Genomic DNA, 23,536 nt, shown 5'->3' on the forward strand with positions numbered 1-23,536 from the left:
CTCCCCGACTGTTGACCCACCTGGCCGTCGTGACGGTGCGGGTCACCGGTCCGTGCGGCCTCCCGTGCTTCCATCGCGCCAGGAGGCATACGACATGGTCGACGATCGACAGCAGAACACCCGCTCCGGTCCGCCCGCGTCCCGGCGCCGGGTACTGGCCGCGGCGGCCCTGGCGCCCGTACTCGCCGGGATGCCCGCCCGCGCCGACGCCCGGCCCGCGGGACGGAAGGACGGCACACCGGTCGAGCCCGTGATGACCGTGCTGACGGACTGGGCGGACGTGGGCAAGGCCCTCGGACGGACCGGTGACATGAGGCGGTTCATGTACCACACGGGTTTTCCGCGCTGGGACCTCGCGGTCCTCTCCCGCGGCATCCGGATCGACCCCGCACTCGCTCTGGGCACGCACGTGTCCTTCGTCCGTTACGCCGACCACAGCACCCTCCTGATGGGCGACACCGTGGTCACCGAGCGCGAACTGCAGCGCTTCAGCGACGTCCTGCACCAGCACGGGATCGAACAGACCGCCATCCACAAGCACCTGCTCGCCCATGAGCCGGCCGTCTGGTGGGTCCATGTGCACGCCCACGGCCACGACCCGGTCGCCCTCGCCCGCGGCCTGCGCGCCGCGCTCGAACGCACCGGCACCCCGCTCGCCGAACCCTTTGCCGTCTCGCCGCCCGCGGACCTGGACACCGCCGCGATCGACGCCGTGCTGGGCGTCAAGGGCTACGCCGACGACAGCATCTACAGATGCACGTACGTCCGCCGCGAGACCATCACCGACGGCCATGTGATCCTGCCTCCGGGACTGGGCTCCACCAGCGCCGTCGGCTTCCAGCCGCTCGGCGGTGGACGGGCCGCGCTCAGCGGCGACCTGGCACTGGTCGCCCACGAGGTCCAGCCCGCCCTCAGGGCCCTGCGACGTGGGGGGATCGACCTCGTCGAACTGCATCACCACAACCTGTCCGACGAGCCGCGCCTGTTCTTCGTCCACTACTGGGCCGTCGGCGATGCCGTGCGCCTCGCCAAGGGCCTCCGGCCGGCCCTGGACGCCACCGACGTCGTCCCCATGCCCCTGAAAGCGGCCTGAGGGCCGGCCCCGACGAGCGATCACCCGCCCGCTCGACGTCGACGACGTCCTGGGCTTCGCCCCCGCCCCGGCCGGCCCGGCGCACCGCGGTTCCCGCATCCGGCCCGGCCACGGTGCGCCGGCCCACCCCCTGTCCAGCCGACACAGGCCGCTGCTGGTGCCGCGACAGGCGACGTGCGTCCCGTCGCGACGCCCGGCACGCTCCCCCGGAGGGGGTGCCCCCACTCGCCGTACCGGACGGAAGCCCGAGTACGTCCAGTGCGAGGGCTTCCGGCCGGCACTCCCCCAGCCTCCGGCCGGGGGACCTCCGGAGCACGCACCGGACGCCGCTCCTCACCGGGCGAACGTCGCCTGCCGCGGCACTAGGCGGGAGGCGTGACGGCGTCCGGCGTGAACGTCTTCAGCTCTCCCTCCTCCAGCAGCAGCCGGCGCGTGACGCCGATCGAGTCCAGGAACGGCATGTCGTGACTGGCCACGATCAGCGCTCCCTCGTACGACTCCAGGGCCGTGGTGAGCTGCCGGACGCTCGCCAGGTCCAGGTTGTTCGTCGGCTCGTCCAGCATGAGCAGCTGGGGCGCGGGTTCGGCCAGCATCAGCGCGGCCAGCGTGGCCCGGAAGCGTTCGCCGCCGGACAGGGTCGCCGCCTTCTGGTCGGCCCGGGCGCCCCGGAACAGGAAGCGGGCCAGCCGCGCCCGGATCCGGTTGTTCGTCGCGCCCGGCGAGAAGCGGGCCACGTTCTCGGCGACGGTCAGTTCGTCGTCGAGGACGTCGAGGCGCTGGGGCAGGAACCGCAGCGGGACGTGCGCGGTCGCCTCGCCCGACACCGGCTCCAGCTCCCCGGCGATCGTGCGCAGCAGCGTGGTCTTGCCCGCGCCGTTGCGCCCGGTCAGCGCGATCCGCTCGGGACCGTGCAGATCGAGACCGCCGGCCACGCGCGCCCCGTGCGCGAGCTCCAGGTCCCGCAGGGTGAGCACCGTCCGGCCCGGCGGTACGGCCGTGTACGGCAGGTCGACGCGGATCTCGTCGTCGTCCCGCACGGCCTCCACCGCGTCGTCGAGCCGTTCCCTGGCCTCGGCGAGCTTCTCCTCGTGCATGATGCGGTACTTGCCGGCGGACTCCTGGGCGGTGCGTTTGCGCAGCTTCATCACCGCCCGGGGCTCGCGCTTGGTGTCGTACATCTTCTGTCCGTACCGCTTGCGCCGGGCCAGGACGACCTGGGCGTCCGACAGCTCGCGCTTCTGCCTGCGCAGATCGGCCTCGGCGACGCGCACCATGCGCTCCGCCGCCTCCTGCTCGACGGCCAGGGCCTCCTCGTACGACGAGAAGTTGCCGCCGTACCGGGTGATCCCGCCGGACCGCAGGTCGGCGATCTGGTCGACGAGGTCGAGGAGCTCCCGGTCGTGGCTGACCACGACCAGCACCCCCGGCCAGGAGGAGACGGCCGCGTACAGCCGTTCGCGGGCGTACAGGTCGAGGTTGTTGGTCGGCTCGTCCAGCAGCAGGACGTCGGGGCGGCGCAGCAGCAGGGCCGCCAGCCGGAGCAGGACGGACTCGCCGCCGGACACCTCGCCGATGGTGCGGTCCAGCGACACGTGGCCGAGGCCGAGTTCGCCGAGCGTGGCGAGGGCGCGCTCCTCGACGTCCCAGTCGTCGCCGACGGTCTCGAAGTGCTCCTCGGCCACGTCACCGGCCTCGATGGCGTGCAGCGCGGCCCGCTGCGCGGCGATGCCGAGCGCCTCGTCGACCCGCAGGCCGGTGTCGAGCGTGACGTTCTGCGGGAGGTGGCCGATCTCGCCGGCCACCTGGACGGTCCCGTCGGCCGGGGTGAGCTGTCCGGCGATGAGCTTCAACAGGGTCGACTTCCCCGAGCCGTTGACTCCGACGAGCCCGGTCCGGCCGGGGCCGAACGCGGTGTCGAGCCCTTCGAAGACGGTGGTGCCGTCGGGCCAGGCGAAGGAGAGGGACGTACAGGTGATGGATGTGGACATACGGGGGTCTCCGCGGTTGCTTGATGCGGTCAGGGGCAAACGCGTATCGAGACACCGGGAGGCGGCGACCGCCGTCGGGCGTGGGAAGGAGGAGTCCGCGGGTCGGCGGGCGGGACAAGGCCCTGTTCCGCAAGGGACGGCTCGAACGCCGAGGTCGCACGCGACGTGCACCCGCACAAGAGGGGGTGACGTGGTGTCTCAGAACCTCAGACGGGCAACGTCCTTCTCCGATCGGCGGCAACAGAAGCGTTGTCCACCGTAGGAGAGCCCGATCCGGGGGTCAACGGATTTACCGCGGCTCCGGCCCACGGCCCCGAGGAGGCACCGTGCCCGACGGCTCACTCTCACCACCGGCCCGGCTCTGCCTGCTGGCCTGGGACCCCGCGCGGCCCGGGACCGCCGACACGGCGCGGCTGCACCACCTGGTGCGCGCCGGCGCCCTCGTCGAACTCGCCCGGCGCGGCCTGCTCGTCGACGACGACGGCATCGCCACACCCGTCGACCCGGACGCCCGCACCGGGGACGCCGTCCTCGACGGGCTGCTGGACCTCGTCCGCGAGTCCGTGCCGCGTCGCTGGCGGGCGTGGGTGCGGCCGTACGCACGGGTCACCTTCGACGCCGTCCGGGAACAGCTGGTGGCCGGCGGATACCTGCGGGCCGAGAAGAAGCGGGTGCTCGGGGTGTTCCCCTCCGTGGACCACGTCCTGGCCCGGGTCGCCGCGGCACGGGCGCTGCGCGAGGAGGCGCGGGAGGTGCTGGACGGCCCGCTGCCGGCCGGGGAGGTCTCCGAGCGGGACGCGCTCGTCGTCGCCCTGGCGGCCGCGGCCGGGCTGCGGGCCCTGGGGCCCGTGGGGGACCGGGCGCGCCGGGAGGTGCGGATCGAGGAGCTGACGGCGCGCGGCGCGACGGCGGCACCCGGCCTGGGGAAGGTCCTGCGGGAGGTGCGGGCGGCGGTGGGCGCGGAGACGGCGCGCGCGGTGGCCCCGGCGGGTGGCTGAGGGGCTTCGGAGGAGGCGGGGCGGAGCTCACGCGCATGTCGGATTCCTGCCGGCGGAGCACCCGGCCCCGCTGGTTGGGTGATCCGCATGACGAAGCAGGACCCCCTCCGCGACCGCGCCCTGGCCGCTGGACGCGGGAACCCACGGGACCCTGACGGACGGGATCGGCCACGGCATGCTCAACGGCCTGCTCACCCCGCGGCACTGAGCCGACGGCGGGCCTTCCGGGCCGGCGGGAGCGGCTTCAGCAGGTACCCCGCATCAGCTCCGCCAGGCCGTGGTCCAGGTCCAGCTGCAGATGCTCCAGGCCCACCGGCACCAGCTCGCCGGTGGCCTGCAGGAACCGGCGCAGCTCCCCGGAGCGCACGTGGATCACGGCGGTGCCCTCGGGGGCGTGGAACTCCAGGACGGTGCGGTCGTACCCGTACGGCCGCACCCGGACGTCACCGTGACCGTCGGGCTCCCGCATCCCGGCGATGAGCAGTTCGCGGGAGAAGGTCCAGCAGACCTCCACCCCTTCCAAGGTGGCCGGGGCCGGGAAGGTCATGCGGACGGCGAACGGGTCGCTCCGGTCGTAGTGCAGCGTGGCGGGAATGCTCGGCATACGCGGCGCGGCGGCGACGAGACGCGCCTCGACGGGCTGCTCGATGACGGTGGACAACGCCTTGCTCCCTCGTGACGGCTGGGCGGGCTTCAGGGGTGGTACGGGCCGGGCACTGGAAGAGACGACGGAATCAGCCGATCCGTGCACACGATGTGCGAGTGACCTCGGTCACCGCCTTCATGCACGCGAGTGACTTGACTCTCCTCGGTTCCCCCGTACGGCACTTGAGGCCCTCGTGCCCCGCGCGGCCCTCTGGACGGCACCGCGGCGGTGGGCTAGCTTCGCCCGCCATGAGGCGCTTGGGGAGCATGCGACGCACGGTACGAACCACCCCGTCCCGTGGACGGCGTACGGCACGGCTGCTGACCGCCGGGGCGGTGTGCGCGGCGGCGCTGGCCACGCTGACGGCGGCCCCCGCGCAGGCCCACCGGCTCCCGCGGTGGGAGGCGAAGGAGACCGGCACGCCCGAGGTGCGCTTGAGGGGTCTCGCGGCCGTCAGCCGGCACACCGCCTGGGTGGCCGGCAGCCGTGGCACCGTCCTGCGCACCACCGACGGCGGCGGCACCTGGCGCGACGTGTCACCGCCGGGCGCCGAGGAGTTGGAGTTCCGGGACGTCGAGGCGTTCGACGCCCGCCGGGCCGTGGCCCTGTCCATCGGCGAGGGCGAGGCGTCCCGCGTCTACCGGACCGACGACGGCGGCGCGACCTGGACGGAGTCCTTCCGCAACACCGACCCGCGGGCCTTCTACGACTGCCTCACCTTCTTCGACCACCGCCACGGCCTGGCCGTGAGCGACCCGGTGGACGGGAAGTTCCGCATCCTGTCGACCGGCGACGGCGGACGCTCCTGGACCGTGCTGCCGAGCGCGGGGATGCCGGCCGCGCAGGACGGCGAGGCCGGGTTCGCCGCCAGTGGGCAGTGCCTGGTCGCGTCCGGGCCGAAGGACGTCTGGCTGGCCACCGGCGGCGCCGCACGCGCGCGCGTGCTGCACTCCGCCGACCGGGGGCTCACCTGGACGGCCTCCGACGCCCCGGTCCCGGCGGGCGACCCGGCACGGGGCGTCTTCGCCCTCGCCTTCCGCGACCGCGTCCACGGCCTGGCGGTGGGCGGTGACTACCGCCCGGACCAGGCCTCCCCGAGCCCCGCGGCGCGGACCACCGACGGAGGCCGCACCTGGCGGCCCGCCGGGACGCCCCCGCCCGCCTACCGTTCCGGCATCGCCTGGCTCCCGCACAGCCGCACCGCCGCCCTCGCGGTCGGCCCCACCGGGACCGACCTCACCACGGACGGCGGCCGCACCTGGCGCACGGTCGATACGGGCTCGTACGACACCGTGGACTGCACCCCGGACCTGGCCTGCTGGGCGTCCGGCGAGCGGGGACGGGTGGCCCGGCTGGAGCGCTGACGCCGCGCGGGGCGGGGTGTTCGTCCGTAACGTGGGTATCCGTTCGCTGAACGCGAGAGGAAGTGAGCGGACATGCCACGCGGTTCGAGCCCCAAACGGGAGCGACAGTACGAACACATCAAGGAGAGCGCCGAGGACCGTGGCGAGAGCACCGGCCGGGCCAAGGAGATCGCGGCCCGGACGGTGAACAAGGAGCGCGCCCGGTCCGGCGAGTCCAGGACCGCGAGCCGGACGTCCACGCAGGACAAGTCGCCGAGCAAGCGCGGCGGACAGCGCTCCGGGTCGCGGCAGGGCTCCCAGGGACCCACCTACGACCAGCTGTACGAGGAGGCCAAGCGCCGTGACATCAGCGGCCGTTCGCACATGAACAAGAACGAGCTCCAGCGCGCCCTCGGCAAGTGAGCCCCCACCGGCCCTAGGGGAGCGTTTCCCGGTACCGATCCAGCGCCGGCGCCGTCTTCGTGGCGATGAACTCGGTGACGCGGTACGCGCACACGCCCGCCTCGACGAAGGGATCGCCCGCGATGATCTCCTCGATCCGCGCCCGGCTCTCCGCGACGGCGACGATCACTCCGCCGTCGCGGGGCTCCTTGCGGCCGGACGCCAGGAACACGCCCTGGTCGTACAGGGAGTCGAGCCAGACCACGTGGTCCGGCAGCACGGCGTCGACCGCTTCGAGCGGGGCGGTGTAGGACAGTTCCAGTACGAACATGATCGCGAGCCTACTCCGGCGGTCCCGTAGGCTTGCCGTCACCATGACGACCGTGACCGCGCAGATCCCCGCCGACTGGCCCGCGACCGAGGAGCGGGCCCGTGCCGTCCAGGACGAGCTGCGGGCGCGGGTGGTGCTCGACGAGCCGGGCCCGCCTCCCGGCGCGGGGCACGTGACCGGCGTGGACGTCGCCTACGACGACGAACGGGACGTCGTCGCGGCGGCCGCCGTCGTCCTCGACGCGGCCACCCTCGCCGTGGTCGCCGAGGCCACCGCCGTCGGGCGGATCTCCTTCCCCTACGTGCCCGGCCTGCTCGCCTTCCGCGAGATCCCCACCGTCCTCGCCGCCCTCGACGCGCTGCCCCGCCCGCCCGGCCTGGTCGTCTGCGACGGCTACGGGCTGGCCCATCCGCGCCGCTTCGGCCTCGCAAGCCACCTCGGCGTGCTCACCGGACTGCCCACGATCGGCGTCGCCAAGAACCCGTTCACCTTCACCCACGCCGACCCGGACACGCCGCGTGGCAGCACGTCCCCGCTGCTCGACGGTGCCGAGGAGGTCGGGCGCGCGCTGCGGACGCGCGACGCGGTCAAGCCGGTCTTCGTCTCCGTCGGCCACCGCGTGAGCCTCGACAACGCCTGCGCCCACACCCTGGCGCTGACCCCGGCCCACCGCCTCCCGGAGACGACCCGCAGGGCGGACGCCCTGTGCCGCCGCGCCCTGCGGGACGCCGCCTACCCGGCCTGATCCTCGACGCTCCAGCGGCCCACCTCCCGGTACTCCGAGTCGTAGATCACCGACGCGTCGCCGGGCCGGAGCGGGTAGTGCCGCAGATTGCCGCCCCAGTACCGCAGGATCCGCTGGAGTTCACCCACCGGGTCCGCGGCGACCGCGCCGTCGTCCAGGGTCACCTCGAGAATGAATTTCGTCATGCCCTCAATGGTTTCATTGAACTTCCCTGTGAGACTTCGAGCGACCACACCCCAGGCAGGGACCTGTCCGGGATGGGAAAAGCCTCAAAGCGAGGAGACGGTCGCCGCGACCGGGCCGGGTGCCGGGCGTCAGCGGGTCGCGACCACCCGGAAGGTGATCCCCGCCGCCCGCAGCCGCTCGGTCAGCGCGTCGCCCATCGCCACAGCCGTCGTCACCTGGCCGGCGGTCGGCGGCAGATCGTCGACGGCGAGGGACAGCGCCGCCTCGGCGAACATCTTCGCCGTCTCGTCGTAGCCCGGGTCGCCGCCCGACACCTCGGTGAACACCCGGCGGCCACCGCCCTCGCCCACGAAGCGGACCCGGAACCAGCTCTTCGCCCGCTTCCGCGGGCTCGGCCCGTCGCCCGGCTTCAGCAGGCCGGACAGGCGGCGCCGCACCGGCGGGACCTGCGCCGCAGCCACCAGCGCGCCCAGCGCCGCCACCCCGCCCACCGCGACGGGCAGGTGCCGGACGGCCGCGTAGTGGCGGTAGCGGAAGTCGGGGCCGTACCGGTCGAGTGCTTTGGCGGAACGCCGCACGATCTGCGGGTCGACGGTCGGCAGCGGCAGCGCCCAGGCCCCCACCTCGCCCGCGTAGCGCGGTACGCCCGTCGGCGTCACCGCCCGGCGGCCCACCAGCCGCGGCTCGTGCCGCCGCCGGTCCCGCGCGGCCGCCCGCAGCTGCCGACCGCGCGCGATCTGGTCCAGCGCGGAGGCGAACGTGCCGCCGGAGAAGGCGGCGTCGGCGGTCACGAACCCGTCGACGGTCAGCGGCACGCCCTCCGGCAGCTGCCGCACCGTGAAGTACACGCCCAGGTCGTGCGGTACGGAGTCGAAGCCGCACGCGTGGACCAGCCGCGCGCCGGTCTCCCGCGCGCGTGCGTCGTGCCGCACGTAGACGAGGTCCACGAACTCGGGCTCACCCGTCAGGTCCAGACAGTCCGTGCCGGCGTCCGCGCAGGCGGCGACGAGCCCCTCGCCGTACCGGACGTACGGGCCCACCGTCGAGGCGATCACGCGTGCCTGCCCGGCGAGCGCGCGCAGGGAGACCGGGTCGGACACGTCCGCCCGCAGCACGCCGACCGCGGGGCCGCCGGGCAGCCGCTCGGCGAGCCGGCGCAGCCTCTCCCCGTCGCGTCCGGCGATCGCCCAGCGCAGTCCGTCGGGCGCGTGCGCGGCGAGGTACTCCGCGGTGAGCGCGCCGACGAAGCCCGTCGCCCCGAAGAGCACGATGTCGTACGGCCGATCCGTCCTGCTTGGTCTGCTCATGACACCCCTTCACCCCTCACCGTTCGGCGTCCCGTCGGCACCCTCTGCCCCACAGCACGCGCCGTCGCCGCCGGCTGAGGCTAGCGTGAGGAGAGCCGAGCCCGGCGACGAGCCTGCCCCATAATGGGCTAAGCGCTTGCTCGCCAGGTCTTGTGCCGAGTGGAACACGTTCTTAGCATCGATGGTGTTACATCAGTTGTGTCACAGAGCTGGGGGCTCGATGGCAGAGGCGAAGACGCCGGGTGACGGGCCGCTCAGCGGTGTGCGCGTGGTCGAGCTGGCCGCCATCGGCCCCGGGCCCTTCGCCGCCATGCTCCTCGCCGACCTGGGAGCCGACGTCGTCCGCGTCGACCGGCCCGGCGGACCCGGCCTCGCGATCGACCCCGCCCACGACGTCACCAACCGCAACAAGCGCTCGGTGCTCGTCGACCTCAAGGCGCCCGACGGCCCGGCCCGCGTCCTCGACCTGGCCGAACGCGCCGACGTCCTGATCGAGGGCTACCGCCCCGGCGTCGCCGAGCGCCTCGGCGTCGGCCCCGAGCCCTGTCACGCCCGCAACCCGCGCCTCGTCTACGGCCGCATGACCGGCTGGGGCCAGGACGGCCCCCTCGCCCGGCGCGCCGGTCACGACATCGGGTACATCGCGCTCACCGGCACCCTCGGCATGACCGGCGCCCCCGACGGACCGCCGGCCGTCCCGGCCAACCTGCTCGGCGACTACGCGGGCGGCTCCCTCTACCTGGTCGTCGGCGTCCTCGCCGCCCTGCACCACGCCCGCGCCACCGGCACCGGCCAGGTCGTCGACGCCGCCATCGTGGACGGCGCCGCCCACCTCTCGGCGATGATCCACGGCATGCTCGCCGCCGGCGCCTGGCAGGACCGGCGCGGCAGCAACCTCTTCGACGGCGGCGCCCCGTTCTACGGCACCTACGAGACGGCCGACGGCCGGTACATGGCGGTCGGCGCCCTGGAACCCCGGTTCTACGCCGAGTTCGTCCGGCGGCTCGGCATCCCGGACGAGGTGCCGGCCCGCGAGGACACGGCCCGCTGGGGCGAGCTGCGCGAGGCGATCGCCGCCCGCTTCAAGGCCCGTACCCGTGACGAGTGGACGGCCGTCTTCACGGACTCCGACGCCTGCGTGGCCCCCGTCCTGTCGCTGCGCGAGGCACCGCACCACCCGCACCTCGCCGCCCGCTCCACCTTCACCGACCACGGCGGCATCACCCAGCCGGCCCCCGCGCCCCGTTTCTCGGCGACCCCCACCGCCGTGCGCAGCGGGCCCGCCCTGCCCGGTGCCGACGCGGAGGCGGTCGCCCGCGACTGGGGCCTGCCCCGCCTCCCACAGTCGAACAGCCCTGCGAAGAACCCTCAGTGAAAGGCCTGCCAGTGACCACCGAAGCGTACGTGTACGACGCGATCCGCACCCCGCGCGGACGCGGCAAGGCGAACGGCGCCCTGCACGGCACGAAGCCCGTCGACCTGGTCGTCGGCCTCATCCACGAGATCCGCGCCCGCTTCCCGGACCTCGACCCGGCCGCCGTCGACGACATCGTCCTCGGCGTCGTCGGCCCGGTCGGCGACCAGGGCTCCGACATCGCCCGCATCGCCGCCATCGCCGCCGGACTCCCCGACACGGTGGCCGGCGTCCAGGAGAACCGCTTCTGCGCCTCGGGCCTGGAGGCCGTCAACATGGCGGCCATGAAGGTCCGCTCCGGCTGGGAGGACCTGGTCCTCGCCGGCGGCGTCGAGTCCATGTCCCGGGTGCCGATGGCCTCGGACGGCGGCGCCTGGTTCAACGACCCGATGACCAACCTCGCCACCAACTTCGTCCCGCAGGGCATCGGCGCCGACCTGATCGCCACCATCGAGGGCTTCTCCCGCCGCGACGTCGACGAGTACGCGGCCCTCTCCCAGGAGCGGGCGGCCACCGCCTGGAAGGAGGGCCGCTTCGAGCGCTCCGTCGTGCCCGTGAAGGACCGCGCCGGCCTCACCGTCCTCGACCGCGACGAACACCCGCGCCCCGGCACCACCGCCGACTCCCTCGCGAAGCTCAAGCCCTCCTTCGCCGACATCGGCGAACTCGGCGGCTTCGACGCCGTGGCGCTGCAGAAGTACCACTGGGTGGAGAAGATCGACCACGTCCACCACGCGGGCAACTCCTCCGGCATCGTGGACGGCGCCTCCCTGGTCGCCATCGGCTCCAGGGAGGTCGGCGACCGCTACGGGCTCACCCCGCGTGCGCGGATCGTCTCCGCCGCCGTGTCCGGTTCCGAGCCCACCATCATGCTCACCGGGCCCGCCCCCGCCACCCGCAAGGCCCTCGCCAAGGCCGGGCTCACCATCGACGACATCGACCTCGTCGAGATCAACGAGGCGTTCGCGGCGGTCGTCCTGCGCTTCGTGAAGGACATGGGACTGTCCCTGGACAAGGTCAACGTCAACGGCGGCGCCATCGCGCTGGGTCACCCGCTCGGCGCCACCGGCGCGATGATCCTCGGCACGCTCGTCGACGAACTGGAGCGCCAGGACAAGCGGTACGGCCTCGCCACCCTGTGCGTGGGCGGCGGCATGGGCATCGCCACCATCGTCGAGCGCATCTGACCCCCTCCCGACGGATACGACGGATCACCTGGAGCACCCCCTCATGACCACCGAGTCCACCACCATCCGCTGGGAGCAGGACGACACCGGCGTCGTCACCCTGGTCATCGACGACCCCGACCAGTCCGCGAACACCATGAACCAGGCGTTCCGCGCGTCCCTCGCGGCCGTCACCGACCGCCTGGAGACCGAGAAGGACGCGATCCGCGGCGTCATCGTCACCTCCGCCAAGAAGACCTTCTTCGCCGGCGGCGACCTGCGCGACCTGATCCGCGTCACCCCCGAGACCGCGCAGGACCTCTTCGACGGCGGCATGGCGATCAAGCGCGACCTGCGCCGCATCGAGACCCTCGGCAAGCCCGTCGTCGCCGCCATGAACGGCGCGGCCCTCGGCGGCGGCTACGAGATCGCCCTCGCCTGCCACCACCGCGTCGCCCTCGACGCGCCCGGCTCCAAGATCGGCTGCCCCGAGGTCACCCTCGGCCTGCTCCCCGGAGGCGGCGGCGTCGTCCGCACCGTCCGGATGCTCGGCATCACCGACGCGCTGCTGAAGGTCCTCCTCCAGGGCACCCAGTACAGCCCGCGCCGCGCCCTGGAGAACGGCCTGGTCGACGAGGTCGCCGACAGCCGCGAGGACATGCTCGCCAAGGCCCGCGCCTTCATCGACGCCCACCCCGAGTCCGCCCAGCCCTGGGACCGGCCCGGCTACCGCATCCCCGGCGGCACCCCCGCCCACCCGAAGTTCGCCGCCAACCTGCCCGCCTTCCCGGCCAACCTGCGCAAGCAGACCAACGGCGCCCCCTACCCGGCGCCGCGCAACATCATGGCCGCCGCCGTCGAGGGCTCCCAGGTCGACTTCGAGACCGCGCAGGTCATCGAGGCCCGCTACTTCGTGGAGCTGGCCGCCGGGCAGACCGCGAAGAACATGATCCAGGCGTTCTTCTTCGACCTCCAGGCCGTCAACTCCGGCGCCAACCGCCCCCAGGGCGTCGAGCCGCGCCAGGTCCGCAGGGTCGCCGTCCTCGGCGCCGGCATGATGGGCGCCGGCATCGCCTACTCGTGCGCCCGCGCCGGCATCGACGTCGTCCTCAAGGACGTCTCCCTGGAAGCGGCCCTCAAGGGCAAAGGCTACTCGGAGAAGCTGTGCGCCAAGGCCGTCGCCAAGGGCCGTACGACCCGGGAGAAGGCCGACGCCCTGCTCGCCCGGATCACCCCCACCGCCGAGGCCGCCGACCTCGCCGGCTGCGACGCGGTCATCGAGGCGGTCTTCGAGGACACCTCCCTCAAGCACAAGGTCTTCCAGGAGATCCAGGACGTCGTCGCCCCCGACGCGCTGCTGTGCTCCAACACCTCCACGCTCCCCATCACGGCGCTGGCCGAGGGCGTCGAGCGCCAGGCCGACTTCATCGGACTGCACTTCTTCTCGCCCGTCGACAAGATGCCGCTGGTCGAGATCATCAAGGGCGAGCGGACCGGCGACGAGGCGCTCGCCCGCGCCTTCGACCTGGTCCGGCAGATCAAGAAGACGCCGATCGTCGTCAACGACAGCCGCGGCTTCTTCACCTCCCGGGTCATCGGCCACTTCATCAACGAGGGCGTCGCGATGGTCGGCGAGGGCGTCGAGCCCGCGTCCGTCGAACAGGCGGCGGCCCAGGCCGGCTACCCGGCCAAGGTGCTCTCCCTGATGGACGAGCTGACGCTCACCCTCCCGCGGAAGATCCGCAACGAGACGAAGCGGGCCGTGGAGGAGTCCGGCGGCACCTGGACCGCGCACCCCGCCGAGGCCGTCATCGACCGCATGGTCGACGAGTTCGGCCGTCCCGGCCGCAGCGGCGGCGCCGGCTTCTACGAGTACGGGGACGACGGCAGGCGCACCGGGCTGTGGCCGGGGTTGCGGGAGCACTTCACGAGGCCCGGGTACGAGATCCCGTTCCGCGACATGCAGGAGCGGATGCTGTTCTCCGAGGCGCTGGACACCGTCCGCCTCCTGGAGGAGGGCGTGCTGACCTCCGTCGCCGACGCCAACATCGGCTCGATCTTCGGCATCGGCTTCCCCGGCTGGACCGGCGGCGTCCTGCAGTACATCAACGGCTACGAGGGCGGCCTGCCCGGCTTCGTGGCCCGCGCCCGGGAGCTCGCCGAGCGCTACGGCGACCGGTTCACGCCGCCCTCGCTGCTCGTGGAGAAGGCGGAGAAGGGGGAGGTCTTCACCGACGGCCGCTGACGGCACCCCCGCGTCGGCGGCGGGCGACCGGGGGCCCGGCCCCTCAGCGCTTGCCGTCGGCGTCGAGCCACTCCCGCAGCTCGTCCCGCAGCGACCGCTGGAAGGTGGTCAGCAGCGCCTGGACCACGATCGGGTGCATGTGCGCGGACAGGGACCGCACGTCCCGCGCGTCGCGCTCGGCGACGGCGTCGCGCAGCAGCCGCGACAGGTCGCGCGCGGCGGCGCGGGAGTGCTCGAGCAGCGCCGTGCGCGCGGCGAGGACCGTCTCGGGGGACAGGGGCACGTCGAGCAGCCCGACGCCGAGCCGGAGCAGCCCCGTGTCGACGCGGTAGGCGCCCTGGCCGTCCGCCTCGCCGTCCCGCGCGACGATGTCCATCTCCGCCAGCCGGTCCACCTCCGCGTCGGTCAGCGGCCGCCCGGCCCGCCGGCCCAGCTCCTCGCGCGTGACCCGCTCCACCGTCTCGGGCGCCCAGGAGGCCACCACCGCGCGGTGCAGCGCCAGGTCGTGGGCGGTCAGGTCCGGCGGCAGCTGCTTCAGGTACCGCTCGATGGCGGCCAGGGTCATGCCCTGGTGCTGGAGCTCCTCGATCAGCGCCAGCCGGGCCAGGTGCTCCCGGCCGTAGCGCCCCACCCGCCGCGGACCGATGACCGGCGGCGGCAGCAGGCCCTTGGTGCCGTAGAAACGGACCGTGCGCACCGTGAGGCCGGTCCGCGCGGCCAGCTCGTCGATGGTGAGGGTCGGCTCCCCGGTGTCGCTCGTCGTCATGTGCAGCAGTATCGCTGTCCCACCCATGCTGTGACACCTCATGTGTCCCGTGTGAAGACGTCCGGCGGGTCGTGTGAGAAGTCACGCTCTGTGACATCAGCCACCGCGTGCGAACGCAGAGTCGTGGGAAGGTGCTGATCTGGTCTGTGCCGCGATGGGTGGTGCGGGCCTAGTCACTGTACGGACGACCCGGGCGCACCCCGCCCGGGCGCACCAGAGAGTGGAACCACCCGTGAGCAAGGACGCCGTCGACACGGCACAGGCCGCCGCCCACCCCCAGGCGGCCGGGACACCCGCGGACGCGGGTGACGCCGGATACAGCAAGGACCTCAAGGCCCGCCACGTCAACATGATCGCCATCGGCGGCGCGATCGGCACCGGCCTCTTCCTCGGCGCCGGCGGACGGCTGCGCGACGCGGGCCCGGCGCTCGCCCTCGCCTACCTCGTCTGCGGCGTCTTCGCCTTCTTCGTCGTCAGGGCGCTCGGCGAGCTCGTGCTCTACCGGCCCTCGTCCGGGTCCTTCGTGTCGTACGCGCGCGAGTTCCTCGGCGAGAAGGGCGCCTACGTCGCCGGCTGGATGTACTTCCTGAACTGGTCGACCACCGGCATCGCCGACATCACCGCGATCGCGCTGTACACGCACTACTGGAGTATGTTCACGAGCATCCCGCAATGGGTGCTCGCGCTGGTCGCCCTCGCGGTGGTCCTGGCCGTGAACCTCATCTCGGTGAAGATCTTCGGCGAGATGGAGTTCTGGTTCGCGATCATCAAGGTCGCCACACTGGTCGGCTTCATGCTGATCGGCATCTTCCTGCTGGCCACCCAGCACGACGTGGGCGGCTACACCCCCGGCATCAGCATGATCACCGACCACGGTGGCGTCCTCCCGCACGGCGTGATGCCCGTGGTGCTCGTGATGCAGGGCGTGATCTTCGCGTACGCGGCCCTGGAACTGGTCGGCGTCGCCGCCGGCGAGACCGCCGAGCCGGAGAAGGTCGTCCCGCGCGCGGTGAACTCGATCATGTGGCGCGTCGCCCTGTTCTACGTCGGCTCGGTCGTCCTGCTGGCCCTGCTGCTGCCCGGCTCGCTCTACTCCGGCGACGAGAGCCCCTTCGTCACCGTCCTGTCCAAGGTCGGCGTCCCCGCGGCCGGCGACGTGATGAACCTCGTCGTCCTCACCGCCGCGATGTCCTCCCTGAACTCCGGCCTGTACTCCACCGGCCGCATCCTGCGCTCCATGGCGATGGCGGGCTCCGCGCCCAAGTTCACCCGGGTGATGAGCCGCAGCCAGGTTCCCTACGGCGGCATCCTGCTGACCTGCGGCATCTGCGTGCTCGGTGTGGGCCTGAACTACTGGATGCCGAGCAAGGCCTTCGAGATCGTGCTGAACGTCGCCTCCCTCGGCATCATCAGCACCTGGGTGATCATCATGATCTGCCACCTGATCTTCGTCCGCCGCGCCCGCGCCGGCCAGGTGACCCGCCCGCACTTCCGCCTGCCCGGCAGCCCGGTCACGGAGATCGCCACGATCGTCTTCCTCGTGGCCGTGCTCTGCATGATGGGCAACGACCCCGAGGTCGGCCGCTGGACCCTCCTGCTGATCCCGGTGATCGCCCTGATGCTGGTCGCCGGCTGGTTCGGCGTCCGCCGCCGCGTGGCGGCCGACGCCGACCGGGAACTCGGCAAGCTGGGAGGCTAGCGGACCGGTTGTACGTCCACGGGGACGGCGCCCGCCTCGGGCGCCGTCCCCGTTCCCGTTCCCGGGTCCTCAGTGCTCGTGCACGTCGTTCGTCGCGGCGATCTTCTTCCACGAGCGCGGCTGTGCGGGCGTGACCGACGCCTTCGCGAGGGACGCCGCGCGGGCCGCCGGCGCGGACGGCTTCGACGGCTGGAACAGCCACGTGTCGAACAGCGCCGCCAGCGGCTTGCCGGACACCTCCTCGGCGTACCGCTGGAAGTCGGCGACCGACGCGTTGCCGTAGGCGTAGCGCTGCGGCCAGCCCTTCAGGACCTCGAAGAACGCCTCGTCGCCGATCTCGTTGCGCAGCGCCTGCACGGCCAGCGCGCCCCGGTCGTAGACCGCGATGTCGAACTGGTTCTCCGGCCCGGGGTCACCGGGCCGCACCGTCCAGAACGGGTCGTCGGCCGGGTGCGACGCGTACGTGTAGTCGGCGAGCTCCTGCGCCGTGCCCTCGCCCTCGTGCTCGGACCACAGCCACTGGGCGTACCGCGCGAAGCCCTCGTTGATCCAGATGTCCTTCCAGCCGCGCACGGAGACCAGGTCGCCGTACCACTGGTGGGCCAGCTCGTGGACGACGACGGACACGTTCGACCCGTTCGCGAACTGGCGCGGGCTGTAGAACGGCCGGGTCTGCGTCTCCAGCGCGTACCCCGTGTTCGTGTTCGGCACGTACCCGCCGAGCGCGTTGTACGGGTACGGCCCGAAGTATCCGCTCAGCCAGTCGGCGATCTCCCCGGTCCGCTCCACGCTGGCCCGCGCGGCGCCGTCGTTGGCGCCGAGGTCCTTGCTGTAGGCGTTGACGACCGGGACGCCGCCCTCGGTCGTGCCCGTGGTGAGGTCGAACTTCCCGACCGCCAGAGTGGCGAGATAGGTGGCCTGCGGCTTGTCGGAGCGCCAGTTGAACCGGGTCCAGCCGAGCCGCGAGCTCGTCGACTGGAGCGTGCCGTTGGAGATGGCCTGGGTGCCGTCCGGCACCTGCACCGACACGTCGTACGTGGCCTTGTCCAGCGGGTGGTCGTTGCTGGGGAACCACCACCAGGCCGCCTCGGGCTCGTTCGCGCCGACGCCGCCGTCGGGGGTGCGGTGCCAGCTGGTGAAACCGTACGCCTGCTTCGAGGACGGCACCCCGCTGTAGCGCACCACGACGGTGACGGGCGTGCCCTTGCGCAGCGGGTTCTTCGGGGTGATCTCCAGCTCGTGCTCGCCGGACGTCGTGAACGACGCCCTGGCGCCGTTCACGCGCACCTCGTCGACGTCCAGCAGGAAGTCCAGGTCGAACCGCGACAGGTCCTGCGTGGTGCGGGCCAGGATCGTCGCCGTCCCCTCCAGCCGGTCGGTGGCCGGCTGGTACTTCAGGCGCAGGTCGTAGTGGGAGACGTCGTATCCGCCGTTGCCGTAGGCCGGGTAGTAGGGATCGCCGATGCCCGGGGCGCCGGGGGAGTGGGCCGCCGCCGAAGCCGGGATCGCCAGCATGAGGGAAGCGGCGCCCAAAGCGCCCGGCACGATGAATCTGCGGTGCACGAAAACTCCAAGTCGTCGGAGTGGCAAGTCTGTTCGAAGCCTATTCAGCCCCTGTGCACCCAGTCATGTCCACGGCCACTCAGGTCACATGATCGTCATCCGGCCGACACGAGACACCCGCCGCGCAGGCCTCCGCGGGTCCCGGCCGCCTCAGCATGCCCTCTTCTGTCCGGCAGTTGACCGATGTACCGTCCCGCGCATGCCGATACGCACGCGCTTCACGACCTGGGGACCGCCCGCGCCGCCGGCCGCGACCGCCACGCCCCCGGACGGCACCGGCACACCGCACACCACGCACCGTGTCCCGAACGGAGGCCGATGAACCGCCTGCACACCCTCGTTCTCACCGCCACGGCCCTCACCGCGTCCCTCCTCACCGCACCGGCCCACGGCGCCGACTCCTCGCGGCACCACCCGCCCCGCACCGGCTTCGAGACGTCCCACGGCGCCCGTTGGACCACCCAGCCCGAGGAACAGGCGTTCCTGGCCGCCGTCGACCGGGCGAGCGGCCGGGTCACCGTCGACCGCATCGGCACGACGAAGCAGAACCGCCCGCTCCGGCTCGTGACCATCGGCAGGCGCACCGCCCCGAACACGGTGCTCCTCGTGTGCAGTCAGCACGGCGACGAGCCCTCCGGCCGCGAGGCCTGCCTGACCACCGTCCGCGACCTGGCGTACGCCACCGACCCGCGGACCCGGCGCTTCCTGGACCGCACCACCGTGCTGGTCGTGCCCACCGCCAACCCCGACGGCCGCGCCGCCGACACCCGCGGCAACGGCGACGGCGTGGACATCAACCGCGACCACCTCGCCCTGCGCACCGCCGAGGCGCGCGCCCTGGCCGCCGTGATCCGCGACCGGCGGCCCGACGTCCTCTACGACCTGCACGAGTACGGCGCCACACCCCCGTACTACGACAAGGACCTCTTCGACCTGTGGCCCCGCAACCTCAACACCGACGCGGCGGTCCACGACGAGGCCCGCACGCTGTCCGGGGCCTACGTCCGTCCCGCCGCCGAGAACGCCGGGTACTCGACCGGCACCTACGGCATCTGGACCGACCCCGTCACCGGCGACCCGGTCAAGCAGACCGCCGGCGACGGCCAGGAACGCATCCTGCGCAACATGTCCGGCGTCAAGCACGCCGTCGGCCTGCTCATCGAGAGCCGCGTCGACCCCGCCACCGACGCGGAACGGCGGGACGAGGCGCTGAACAACCGGCGCCGGGTGAGTTCCCAGCTCGCCGCCCTGGACGGCCTTCTCCGCCACGCGGACGAACGGCGCGGACGCATCGAGGCGGCCACCGGCGCCGCCCGCCGTGCCGGCCTGGCCGACACCGGCCCGGTCCATCTCGGCGGTGCCGACAACGACCCCGCCGAACCCTCCGAGGTGATCCAGGACCCGCCCTGCGCCTACCGGCTCACCGCCGCCCAGTACGCGCAGGTCGAGGACGAACTCGCCCTGCACGGCGTACGGATGCGCCCGGACGGGGAGGGCGCCCGAGTACCGCTGCGCCAACCGCTGCGCGCCCTCGTGCCGCTGCTCCTGGACCAGCGCGCCGCCTACCACCTGACGGCGGGCGAACCCGACGGCCGTTGCTGAGAAGGCGAGTTCCGCCCCCCGGCGGCGACGGCTCCGCCGGGGGCACCGGGGCGCGCGTGCCCGCCCCGGTGCCCCGGACCTGCGGAGCGCCCCCCGATCAGCCGGTCGCCAGCCGCGCCGCCTCCCGGGCACAGCCCCAGGCCACCGTCACGCCCGCACCACCGTGCCCGTAGTTGTGCACCAGCAGCCGTCCGTCCGGCAGCCGCTCGCTCTCCAGCCGCACCGTGTCCCGCACCGGCCGCAGCCCCACCCGGTGCTCCAGCACCCGTGCCCCCGCGACCTCGGGCCGCAGCGCGGCACACCGCCGTACGATCGCCTCCGCGACCGCCGGATCCGGCTCCGCCGACCACGCGTCCTCCTCGGCCGTGCCGCCCAGGACGAGTCGGCCGGGCTGCGGGAAGAGGTACGCCGTCTCCCCGGAGACCGGGTCGGTGGAGACCAGCCAGGTGCGGACGCCCGGGTTCTCCACCACGACCAGCTGGCCGCGCACCGGACGCACGGACGCGTCCGGCACCAGCTCCCGGGCGCCCAGCCCCGTGCAGTTCACCACGACCGGCGCCCCGACCTCCGCCAGATCGGCCACCGCACGGGTCTCCACCACACCGCCCGCCGCCGTCAACCGCTCCCGCAGCCACGGCAGATGAGTCGACATGTCGATCAGCGGCAGACGCGCCCACAGCCCCGACCCGCCGTACTCCTCGGCCCGTACCGGCCGCAGCCCCGGCAGCCGCGCGGTCGCCCATCCGTCGACCTCGTCCAGCCCCGTCTCGCCCAGCACCCCGTCGACCACGCGTACGCCCGTCGTCCCGGGCCGCGCCGCCAACTCCTCGTACACGTCCAGGGAACACAGTGCCCATTCCCGCGCCGCCGCCACCGGCTCGATGCGGTACGGCCACCACAGCGCGCCCGCGACCGCCGAGGTGGTGCGCTCGACGGGCTCCCGCGTCCACACCCGCACCCGCCTGCCGCGCTCGGCGAGCACGACGGCCGTCGTCAGCCCGATCACACCGCCGCCGACCACCACGATCTCGTCACCCAGTTCGGTTTCCACACCGGGACGATAGGCCCTGTCCGACCGAATCCGTCAGGGCGTGCGCACATCGGCGGCGCCGAGGGAATACTCACCGCATGGCTGCCGAATACGCGACCTTCGGTCTGGCGCCGGCGATGCGGGCCGGTGGAGTCCTCACCGGCGGCGACTACCAGGTCCACCGCGACTTCGTGGACTTCATCGTGGACGGACGGTCCCTGCTGTTCCGGCTCTCCGACCTGGACGCCGTCTCCCCGCTCGCCTCCGACGTCCCCCCGGCGATCTTCACCGCGCAGGTCCGCGGCCTGCTCCTGGAGACCGACGCGCCCCTGCCCGGCGGCCGGTACGTCATCTACGGCTGTCCCGAGTGCGAGGACCTGGCCTGCGGCGCGGTGACCGCCGTGATCCGGCGCGACGGCGACGACTTCGTCTGGCGGGACTTCGCCTGGCAGACCGGCGAACACGTCGACCTGGAGTTCAACGGCTACCACGGCATCGGCCCCTTCCGCTTCCCCGGCACCGAGTACCGCGCGGCGCTGGCCGCCCTGCTCGACGGCGGCGCCCACACCCGCCGCCGGGTCCTGCTGATCGGCGCCCGAGCCGCCGTGCTCGCCCGGCTCGCCGCCGCACTGCGCACCATCGGCATCGGCGCCGACATCACCCAGGACGCCACCGCCGTCCCCGCCGACGAACTGCGCGCCTACGGTGCCGTCGCCTTCGGCCGCGCGGTCGGCGAGGAGGCGCGGGCCGCCGTACACGACGCCTTCGCCCGGGCAGGCGTCGACGTCGCCTGCGTCGACGGCCTCGCCCCGATCGTCCCGCTGCTCGTCGCCCAGATCGAACACGCCCTGGACCGCGGCCCGGCCGAACGGCACCGGCTCACCCGTCTGACCGCGACCGTCGGCGCGGCGGAGATCGAGGTGACCTCGCCCTGCCGGGTACGGCTCACCGCGTACCGCCTCGACCGCCTCCACCGCACCCACGTCCACGAGGTCTTCGACGACGTGCTCGAACCGGGGGCCCACCGCGTCGCCCTGGACGCGAAGACGGTGAGGGAGGAGTCCTTCCTGGTGGCGCGGACACCGGGAAGCGTGCTGGTGGCGGCGGTGCGGCACGGGAAACCCGGCTGAGCGGGCGGCGGGGCGCGGTTAGGATCGACGGTCTGATGACTGCCACCCTCGTCGCCAAGAACCTCGCCGCCGGCCACGGCGACCGCTCCCTGTTCACCGGGCTCGACCTCGTCGTCGCCCCCGGCGACGTGATCGGACTCGTCGGGGCCAACGGCGCCGGCAAGTCCACCCTCCTGCGGATGCTCGCCGGCCTCACCACCCCGGAACAGGGCGAACTGCGCCTGTCCCCGCCGGGCGCCACCGTCGGCCACCTCCCGCAGGAGCCGGAGCGCCGGCCCGGCGAGACCGTCCGGGCCTTCCTCGCCCGCCGCACCGGTGTCACCGAGGCCCAGCGCGCCATGGACGAGGCCACCCAGGCACTGGTCGAGGGCGCCCCCGGCGCCGACGACGCCTACGCGCTCGCCCTGGAACGCTGGCTCGCCCTCGGCGGCGCCGACCTCGACGACCGCGCGGAGGAGACCGCCGACGCCCTGGGCCTGACGGTGGACCTGGACCAGCCGATGACCTCCCTGTCCGGCGGCCAGGCGGCACGCGCCGGCCTCGCCTCCCTCCTCCTGTCCCGCTACGACGTCTTCCTGCTCGACGAGCCGACCAACGACCTCGACCTGGACGGCCTGGAGCGCCTCGAACGCTTCGTGACCGGCCTGCGCGCCGGCACCGTCGTCGTCAGCCACGACCGCGAGTTCCTCACCCGCACCGTCACCAAGGTCCTCGAACTCGACCTCGCCCAGCGGCAGATCAACCTCTACGGCGGCGGCTACGAGGCCTACCTGGAGGAACGCGAGGTGGCCCGCCGCCACGCCCGCGACGAGTACGAGGAGTACGCCGACAAGCGCGCCGCCCTCCAGGACCGGGCGCAGATGCAGCGGACCTGGATGGACAAGGGCGTCAAGAACGCCCGGCGCAAGGCGAGCGACAACGACAAGATCGGCCGCAAGTTCCGCAGCGAGGCCAGCGAGAAGCAGGCCGCCAAGGCCCGCCAGACCCAGCGCATGATCGAACGCCTCGAGGTCGTCGAGGAACCGCGCAAGGAATGGGACCTGCGCATGGAGATCGCGTCGGCGCCGCGCTCCGGCGCGGTGGTCGCCACGCTGCGCGACGCGGAGGTCCGGCGCGGCGACTTCACGCTCGGCCCGGTCTCGCTCCAGATCGACTGGGCGGACCGCGTGGCGGTGACGGGGGCCAACGGCGCGGGCAAGTCCACGCTGCTCGGCGCCCTGCTGGGCCGCGTCCCGCTCGACGCCGGGCACGCGACGCTGGGCTCGGGAGTCCTGCTCGGCGAGGTGGACCAGGCCCGCGCGCTGTTCCACGGGCCCGAGTCCCTGCTCGACGCCTTCCGGACGGCGACGCCGGACACCGAACCGGCCGAGATCCGCACCCTCCTGGCCAAGTTCGGCCTCAAGGCGGACCACGTCGTGCGCCCGGCGTCGACCCTCTCCCCGGGCGAACGCACGAGGGCCGCCCTCGCCCTCCTCCAGGGCAGAGGCGTCAACCTCCTGGTCCTCGACGAGCCCACCAACCACCTGGACCTGCCGGCCATCGAACAACTGGAATCAGCCCTGGACGCCTACGAGGGCACCCTCCTCCTGATCACCCACGACCGCCGCATGCTCGACGCGGTCCACATCACCCGCCGCCTGGAGGTGACGAACGGCAAGGTGACGGAGACGCCCGCCTAGCCGCAGCCGCAGCCGCAGCCGCAGCCGCCCCGGCTGTGGGCAGTCGTGCTTTTCTCAGTGCCTGAACGGCCTGGGAGGTGCCCCCAGGGGCGATGGGGGTCCCCCGCGCGAGCGAAGCCGAGCGTGGGGGAGGGTGGGCGCTGGGGGCACCCCCTCTGGGGGAGGCACCCCGCAACGCCGGGCCGCGCACCCACCCCCCCGCC

At 73.2% G+C, this 23,536-nt stretch carries 20 protein-coding genes; 12 read left to right on the plus strand and 8 right to left on the minus strand.

Features of this window, described 5'->3' with window-relative positions; all coding sequences use genetic code 11:
* Nucleotides 1-94 precede the first annotated feature (94 nt).
* The gene (locus ACIRFH_RS27090; protein WP_403525975.1) at nucleotides 95-1,093 is read left to right on the plus strand and encodes a DUF1259 domain-containing protein; all 999 of its coding nucleotides are present in this window, start codon (nucleotides 95-97) and stop codon (nucleotides 1,091-1,093) included.
* Nucleotides 1,094-1,455: 362 nt separating this feature from the next.
* On the opposite strand, the gene ACIRFH_RS27095 is transcribed toward ACIRFH_RS27090, so the two are convergent.
* A complete protein-coding gene (locus ACIRFH_RS27095) occupies nucleotides 1,456-3,081 on the minus strand; it encodes an ABC-F family ATP-binding cassette domain-containing protein (protein WP_403525978.1) in 1,626 nt (541 codons plus the stop codon).
* 326 nt (nucleotides 3,082-3,407) lie between these two features.
* Between ACIRFH_RS27095 and ACIRFH_RS27100 the strand changes: the two genes are divergently transcribed.
* Complete coding sequence (locus ACIRFH_RS27100; RefSeq protein ID WP_403525981.1) at nucleotides 3,408-4,079, plus strand: GPP34 family phosphoprotein; 672 nt, start codon at nucleotides 3,408-3,410, stop codon at nucleotides 4,077-4,079.
* Between the two features lie 244 nt (nucleotides 4,080-4,323).
* Here the strand turns inward: ACIRFH_RS27100 and ACIRFH_RS27105 are convergent, their stop codons facing one another.
* The gene (locus ACIRFH_RS27105; RefSeq protein ID WP_403525984.1) at nucleotides 4,324-4,740 is read right to left on the minus strand and encodes an SsgA family sporulation/cell division regulator; all 417 of its coding nucleotides are present in this window, start codon (nucleotides 4,738-4,740) and stop codon (nucleotides 4,324-4,326) included.
* A 251-nt stretch (nucleotides 4,741-4,991) separates the two neighbouring features.
* Here ACIRFH_RS27105 and ACIRFH_RS27110 point away from each other — a divergent pair, with 251 nt between their 5' ends.
* Nucleotides 4,992-6,089 carry a WD40/YVTN/BNR-like repeat-containing protein gene (locus tag ACIRFH_RS27110; protein WP_403525987.1) on the plus strand — a complete coding sequence of 366 codons (1,098 nt, stop codon included), beginning with the start codon at nucleotides 4,992-4,994 and terminating at the stop codon, nucleotides 6,087-6,089.
* A 72-nt stretch (nucleotides 6,090-6,161) separates the two neighbouring features.
* Nucleotides 6,162-6,491: a plasmid stabilization protein gene (locus ACIRFH_RS27115; protein WP_403525990.1), complete on the plus strand. Its 330-nt coding sequence runs from the start codon at nucleotides 6,162-6,164 to the stop codon at nucleotides 6,489-6,491.
* 13 nt (nucleotides 6,492-6,504) lie between these two features.
* On the opposite strand, the gene ACIRFH_RS27120 is transcribed toward ACIRFH_RS27115, so the two are convergent.
* A complete protein-coding gene (locus ACIRFH_RS27120; RefSeq protein WP_403525993.1) occupies nucleotides 6,505-6,801 on the minus strand; it encodes a YciI family protein in 297 nt (98 codons plus the stop codon).
* A 43-nt stretch (nucleotides 6,802-6,844) separates the two neighbouring features.
* Here ACIRFH_RS27120 and ACIRFH_RS27125 point away from each other — a divergent pair, with 43 nt between their 5' ends.
* Nucleotides 6,845-7,546, plus strand: a complete 702-nt coding sequence (locus tag ACIRFH_RS27125; RefSeq protein ID WP_403525996.1) for an endonuclease V — start codon at nucleotides 6,845-6,847, stop codon at nucleotides 7,544-7,546.
* On the opposite strand, the gene ACIRFH_RS27130 is transcribed toward ACIRFH_RS27125, so the two are convergent.
* Together ACIRFH_RS27130 and ACIRFH_RS27135 are read right to left on the minus strand one after the other, a co-directional pair.
* On the minus strand, nucleotides 7,534-7,731 hold the full coding sequence (locus ACIRFH_RS27130) for a hypothetical protein (protein WP_403525999.1): 198 nt from the start codon (nucleotides 7,729-7,731) through the stop codon (nucleotides 7,534-7,536). The genes ACIRFH_RS27125 and ACIRFH_RS27130 overlap by 13 nt on opposite strands.
* Before the next feature lie 129 nt (nucleotides 7,732-7,860).
* Nucleotides 7,861-9,039, minus strand: a complete 1,179-nt coding sequence (locus ACIRFH_RS27135; RefSeq protein WP_403526002.1) for a saccharopine dehydrogenase family protein — start codon at nucleotides 9,037-9,039, stop codon at nucleotides 7,861-7,863.
* Nucleotides 9,040-9,259: 220 nt separating this feature from the next.
* Between ACIRFH_RS27135 and ACIRFH_RS27140 the strand changes: the two genes are divergently transcribed.
* Genes ACIRFH_RS27140 through ACIRFH_RS27150 form a run of 3 tightly spaced genes read left to right on the plus strand, consistent with a single transcriptional unit; the run spans nucleotide 9,260 to nucleotide 13,864 of the window.
* Nucleotides 9,260-10,414, plus strand: a complete 1,155-nt coding sequence (locus tag ACIRFH_RS27140) for a CaiB/BaiF CoA transferase family protein (protein ID WP_403526005.1) — start codon at nucleotides 9,260-9,262, stop codon at nucleotides 10,412-10,414.
* A gap of 11 nt (nucleotides 10,415-10,425) precedes the next feature.
* On the plus strand, nucleotides 10,426-11,640 hold the full coding sequence (locus ACIRFH_RS27145) for an acetyl-CoA C-acetyltransferase (protein ID WP_403526008.1): 1,215 nt from the start codon (nucleotides 10,426-10,428) through the stop codon (nucleotides 11,638-11,640).
* A 43-nt stretch (nucleotides 11,641-11,683) separates the two neighbouring features.
* Nucleotides 11,684-13,864: a 3-hydroxyacyl-CoA dehydrogenase NAD-binding domain-containing protein gene (locus ACIRFH_RS27150; RefSeq protein ID WP_403526011.1), complete on the plus strand. Its 2,181-nt coding sequence runs from the start codon at nucleotides 11,684-11,686 to the stop codon at nucleotides 13,862-13,864.
* A 43-nt stretch (nucleotides 13,865-13,907) separates the two neighbouring features.
* Here the strand turns inward: ACIRFH_RS27150 and ACIRFH_RS27155 are convergent, their stop codons facing one another.
* The gene (locus ACIRFH_RS27155) at nucleotides 13,908-14,630 is read right to left on the minus strand and encodes a MerR family transcriptional regulator (RefSeq protein ID WP_403526014.1); all 723 of its coding nucleotides are present in this window, start codon (nucleotides 14,628-14,630) and stop codon (nucleotides 13,908-13,910) included.
* 232 nt (nucleotides 14,631-14,862) lie between these two features.
* Here ACIRFH_RS27155 and ACIRFH_RS27160 point away from each other — a divergent pair, with 232 nt between their 5' ends.
* Nucleotides 14,863-16,329: an amino acid permease gene (locus ACIRFH_RS27160; protein WP_403526017.1), complete on the plus strand. Its 1,467-nt coding sequence runs from the start codon at nucleotides 14,863-14,865 to the stop codon at nucleotides 16,327-16,329.
* A gap of 69 nt (nucleotides 16,330-16,398) precedes the next feature.
* Here ACIRFH_RS27160 and ACIRFH_RS27165 read toward each other — a convergent pair whose 3' ends face one another.
* Nucleotides 16,399-17,892 (minus strand): M1 family metallopeptidase, encoded by a 1,494-nt coding sequence (locus ACIRFH_RS27165; RefSeq protein ID WP_403526020.1) that lies wholly within the window; start codon nucleotides 17,890-17,892, stop codon nucleotides 16,399-16,401.
* Nucleotides 17,893-18,210: 318 nt separating this feature from the next.
* On the opposite strand from ACIRFH_RS27165, the gene ACIRFH_RS27170 reads away from it, so the two are divergent.
* Nucleotides 18,211-19,494 (plus strand): M14 family metallocarboxypeptidase, encoded by a 1,284-nt coding sequence (locus tag ACIRFH_RS27170; RefSeq protein ID WP_403526023.1) that lies wholly within the window; start codon nucleotides 18,211-18,213, stop codon nucleotides 19,492-19,494.
* Between the two features lie 97 nt (nucleotides 19,495-19,591).
* On the opposite strand, the gene ACIRFH_RS27175 is transcribed toward ACIRFH_RS27170, so the two are convergent.
* Nucleotides 19,592-20,545, minus strand: a complete 954-nt coding sequence (locus tag ACIRFH_RS27175; protein ID WP_403526026.1) for an FAD-dependent oxidoreductase — start codon at nucleotides 20,543-20,545, stop codon at nucleotides 19,592-19,594.
* Nucleotides 20,546-20,622: 77 nt separating this feature from the next.
* On the opposite strand from ACIRFH_RS27175, the gene ACIRFH_RS27180 reads away from it, so the two are divergent.
* Nucleotides 20,623-21,654, plus strand: a complete 1,032-nt coding sequence (locus ACIRFH_RS27180) for an oxidoreductase (protein WP_403526029.1) — start codon at nucleotides 20,623-20,625, stop codon at nucleotides 21,652-21,654.
* 35 nt (nucleotides 21,655-21,689) lie between these two features.
* A complete protein-coding gene (locus ACIRFH_RS27185; RefSeq protein WP_403526033.1) occupies nucleotides 21,690-23,333 on the plus strand; it encodes an ABC-F family ATP-binding cassette domain-containing protein in 1,644 nt (547 codons plus the stop codon).
* Nucleotides 23,334-23,536 lie beyond the last annotated feature (203 nt).

The sequence above is a fragment of the Streptomyces sp. NPDC093586 genome, from assembly GCF_044764905.1.
In the GTDB taxonomy this organism is placed as follows: domain Bacteria; phylum Actinomycetota; class Actinomycetes; order Streptomycetales; family Streptomycetaceae; genus Streptomyces.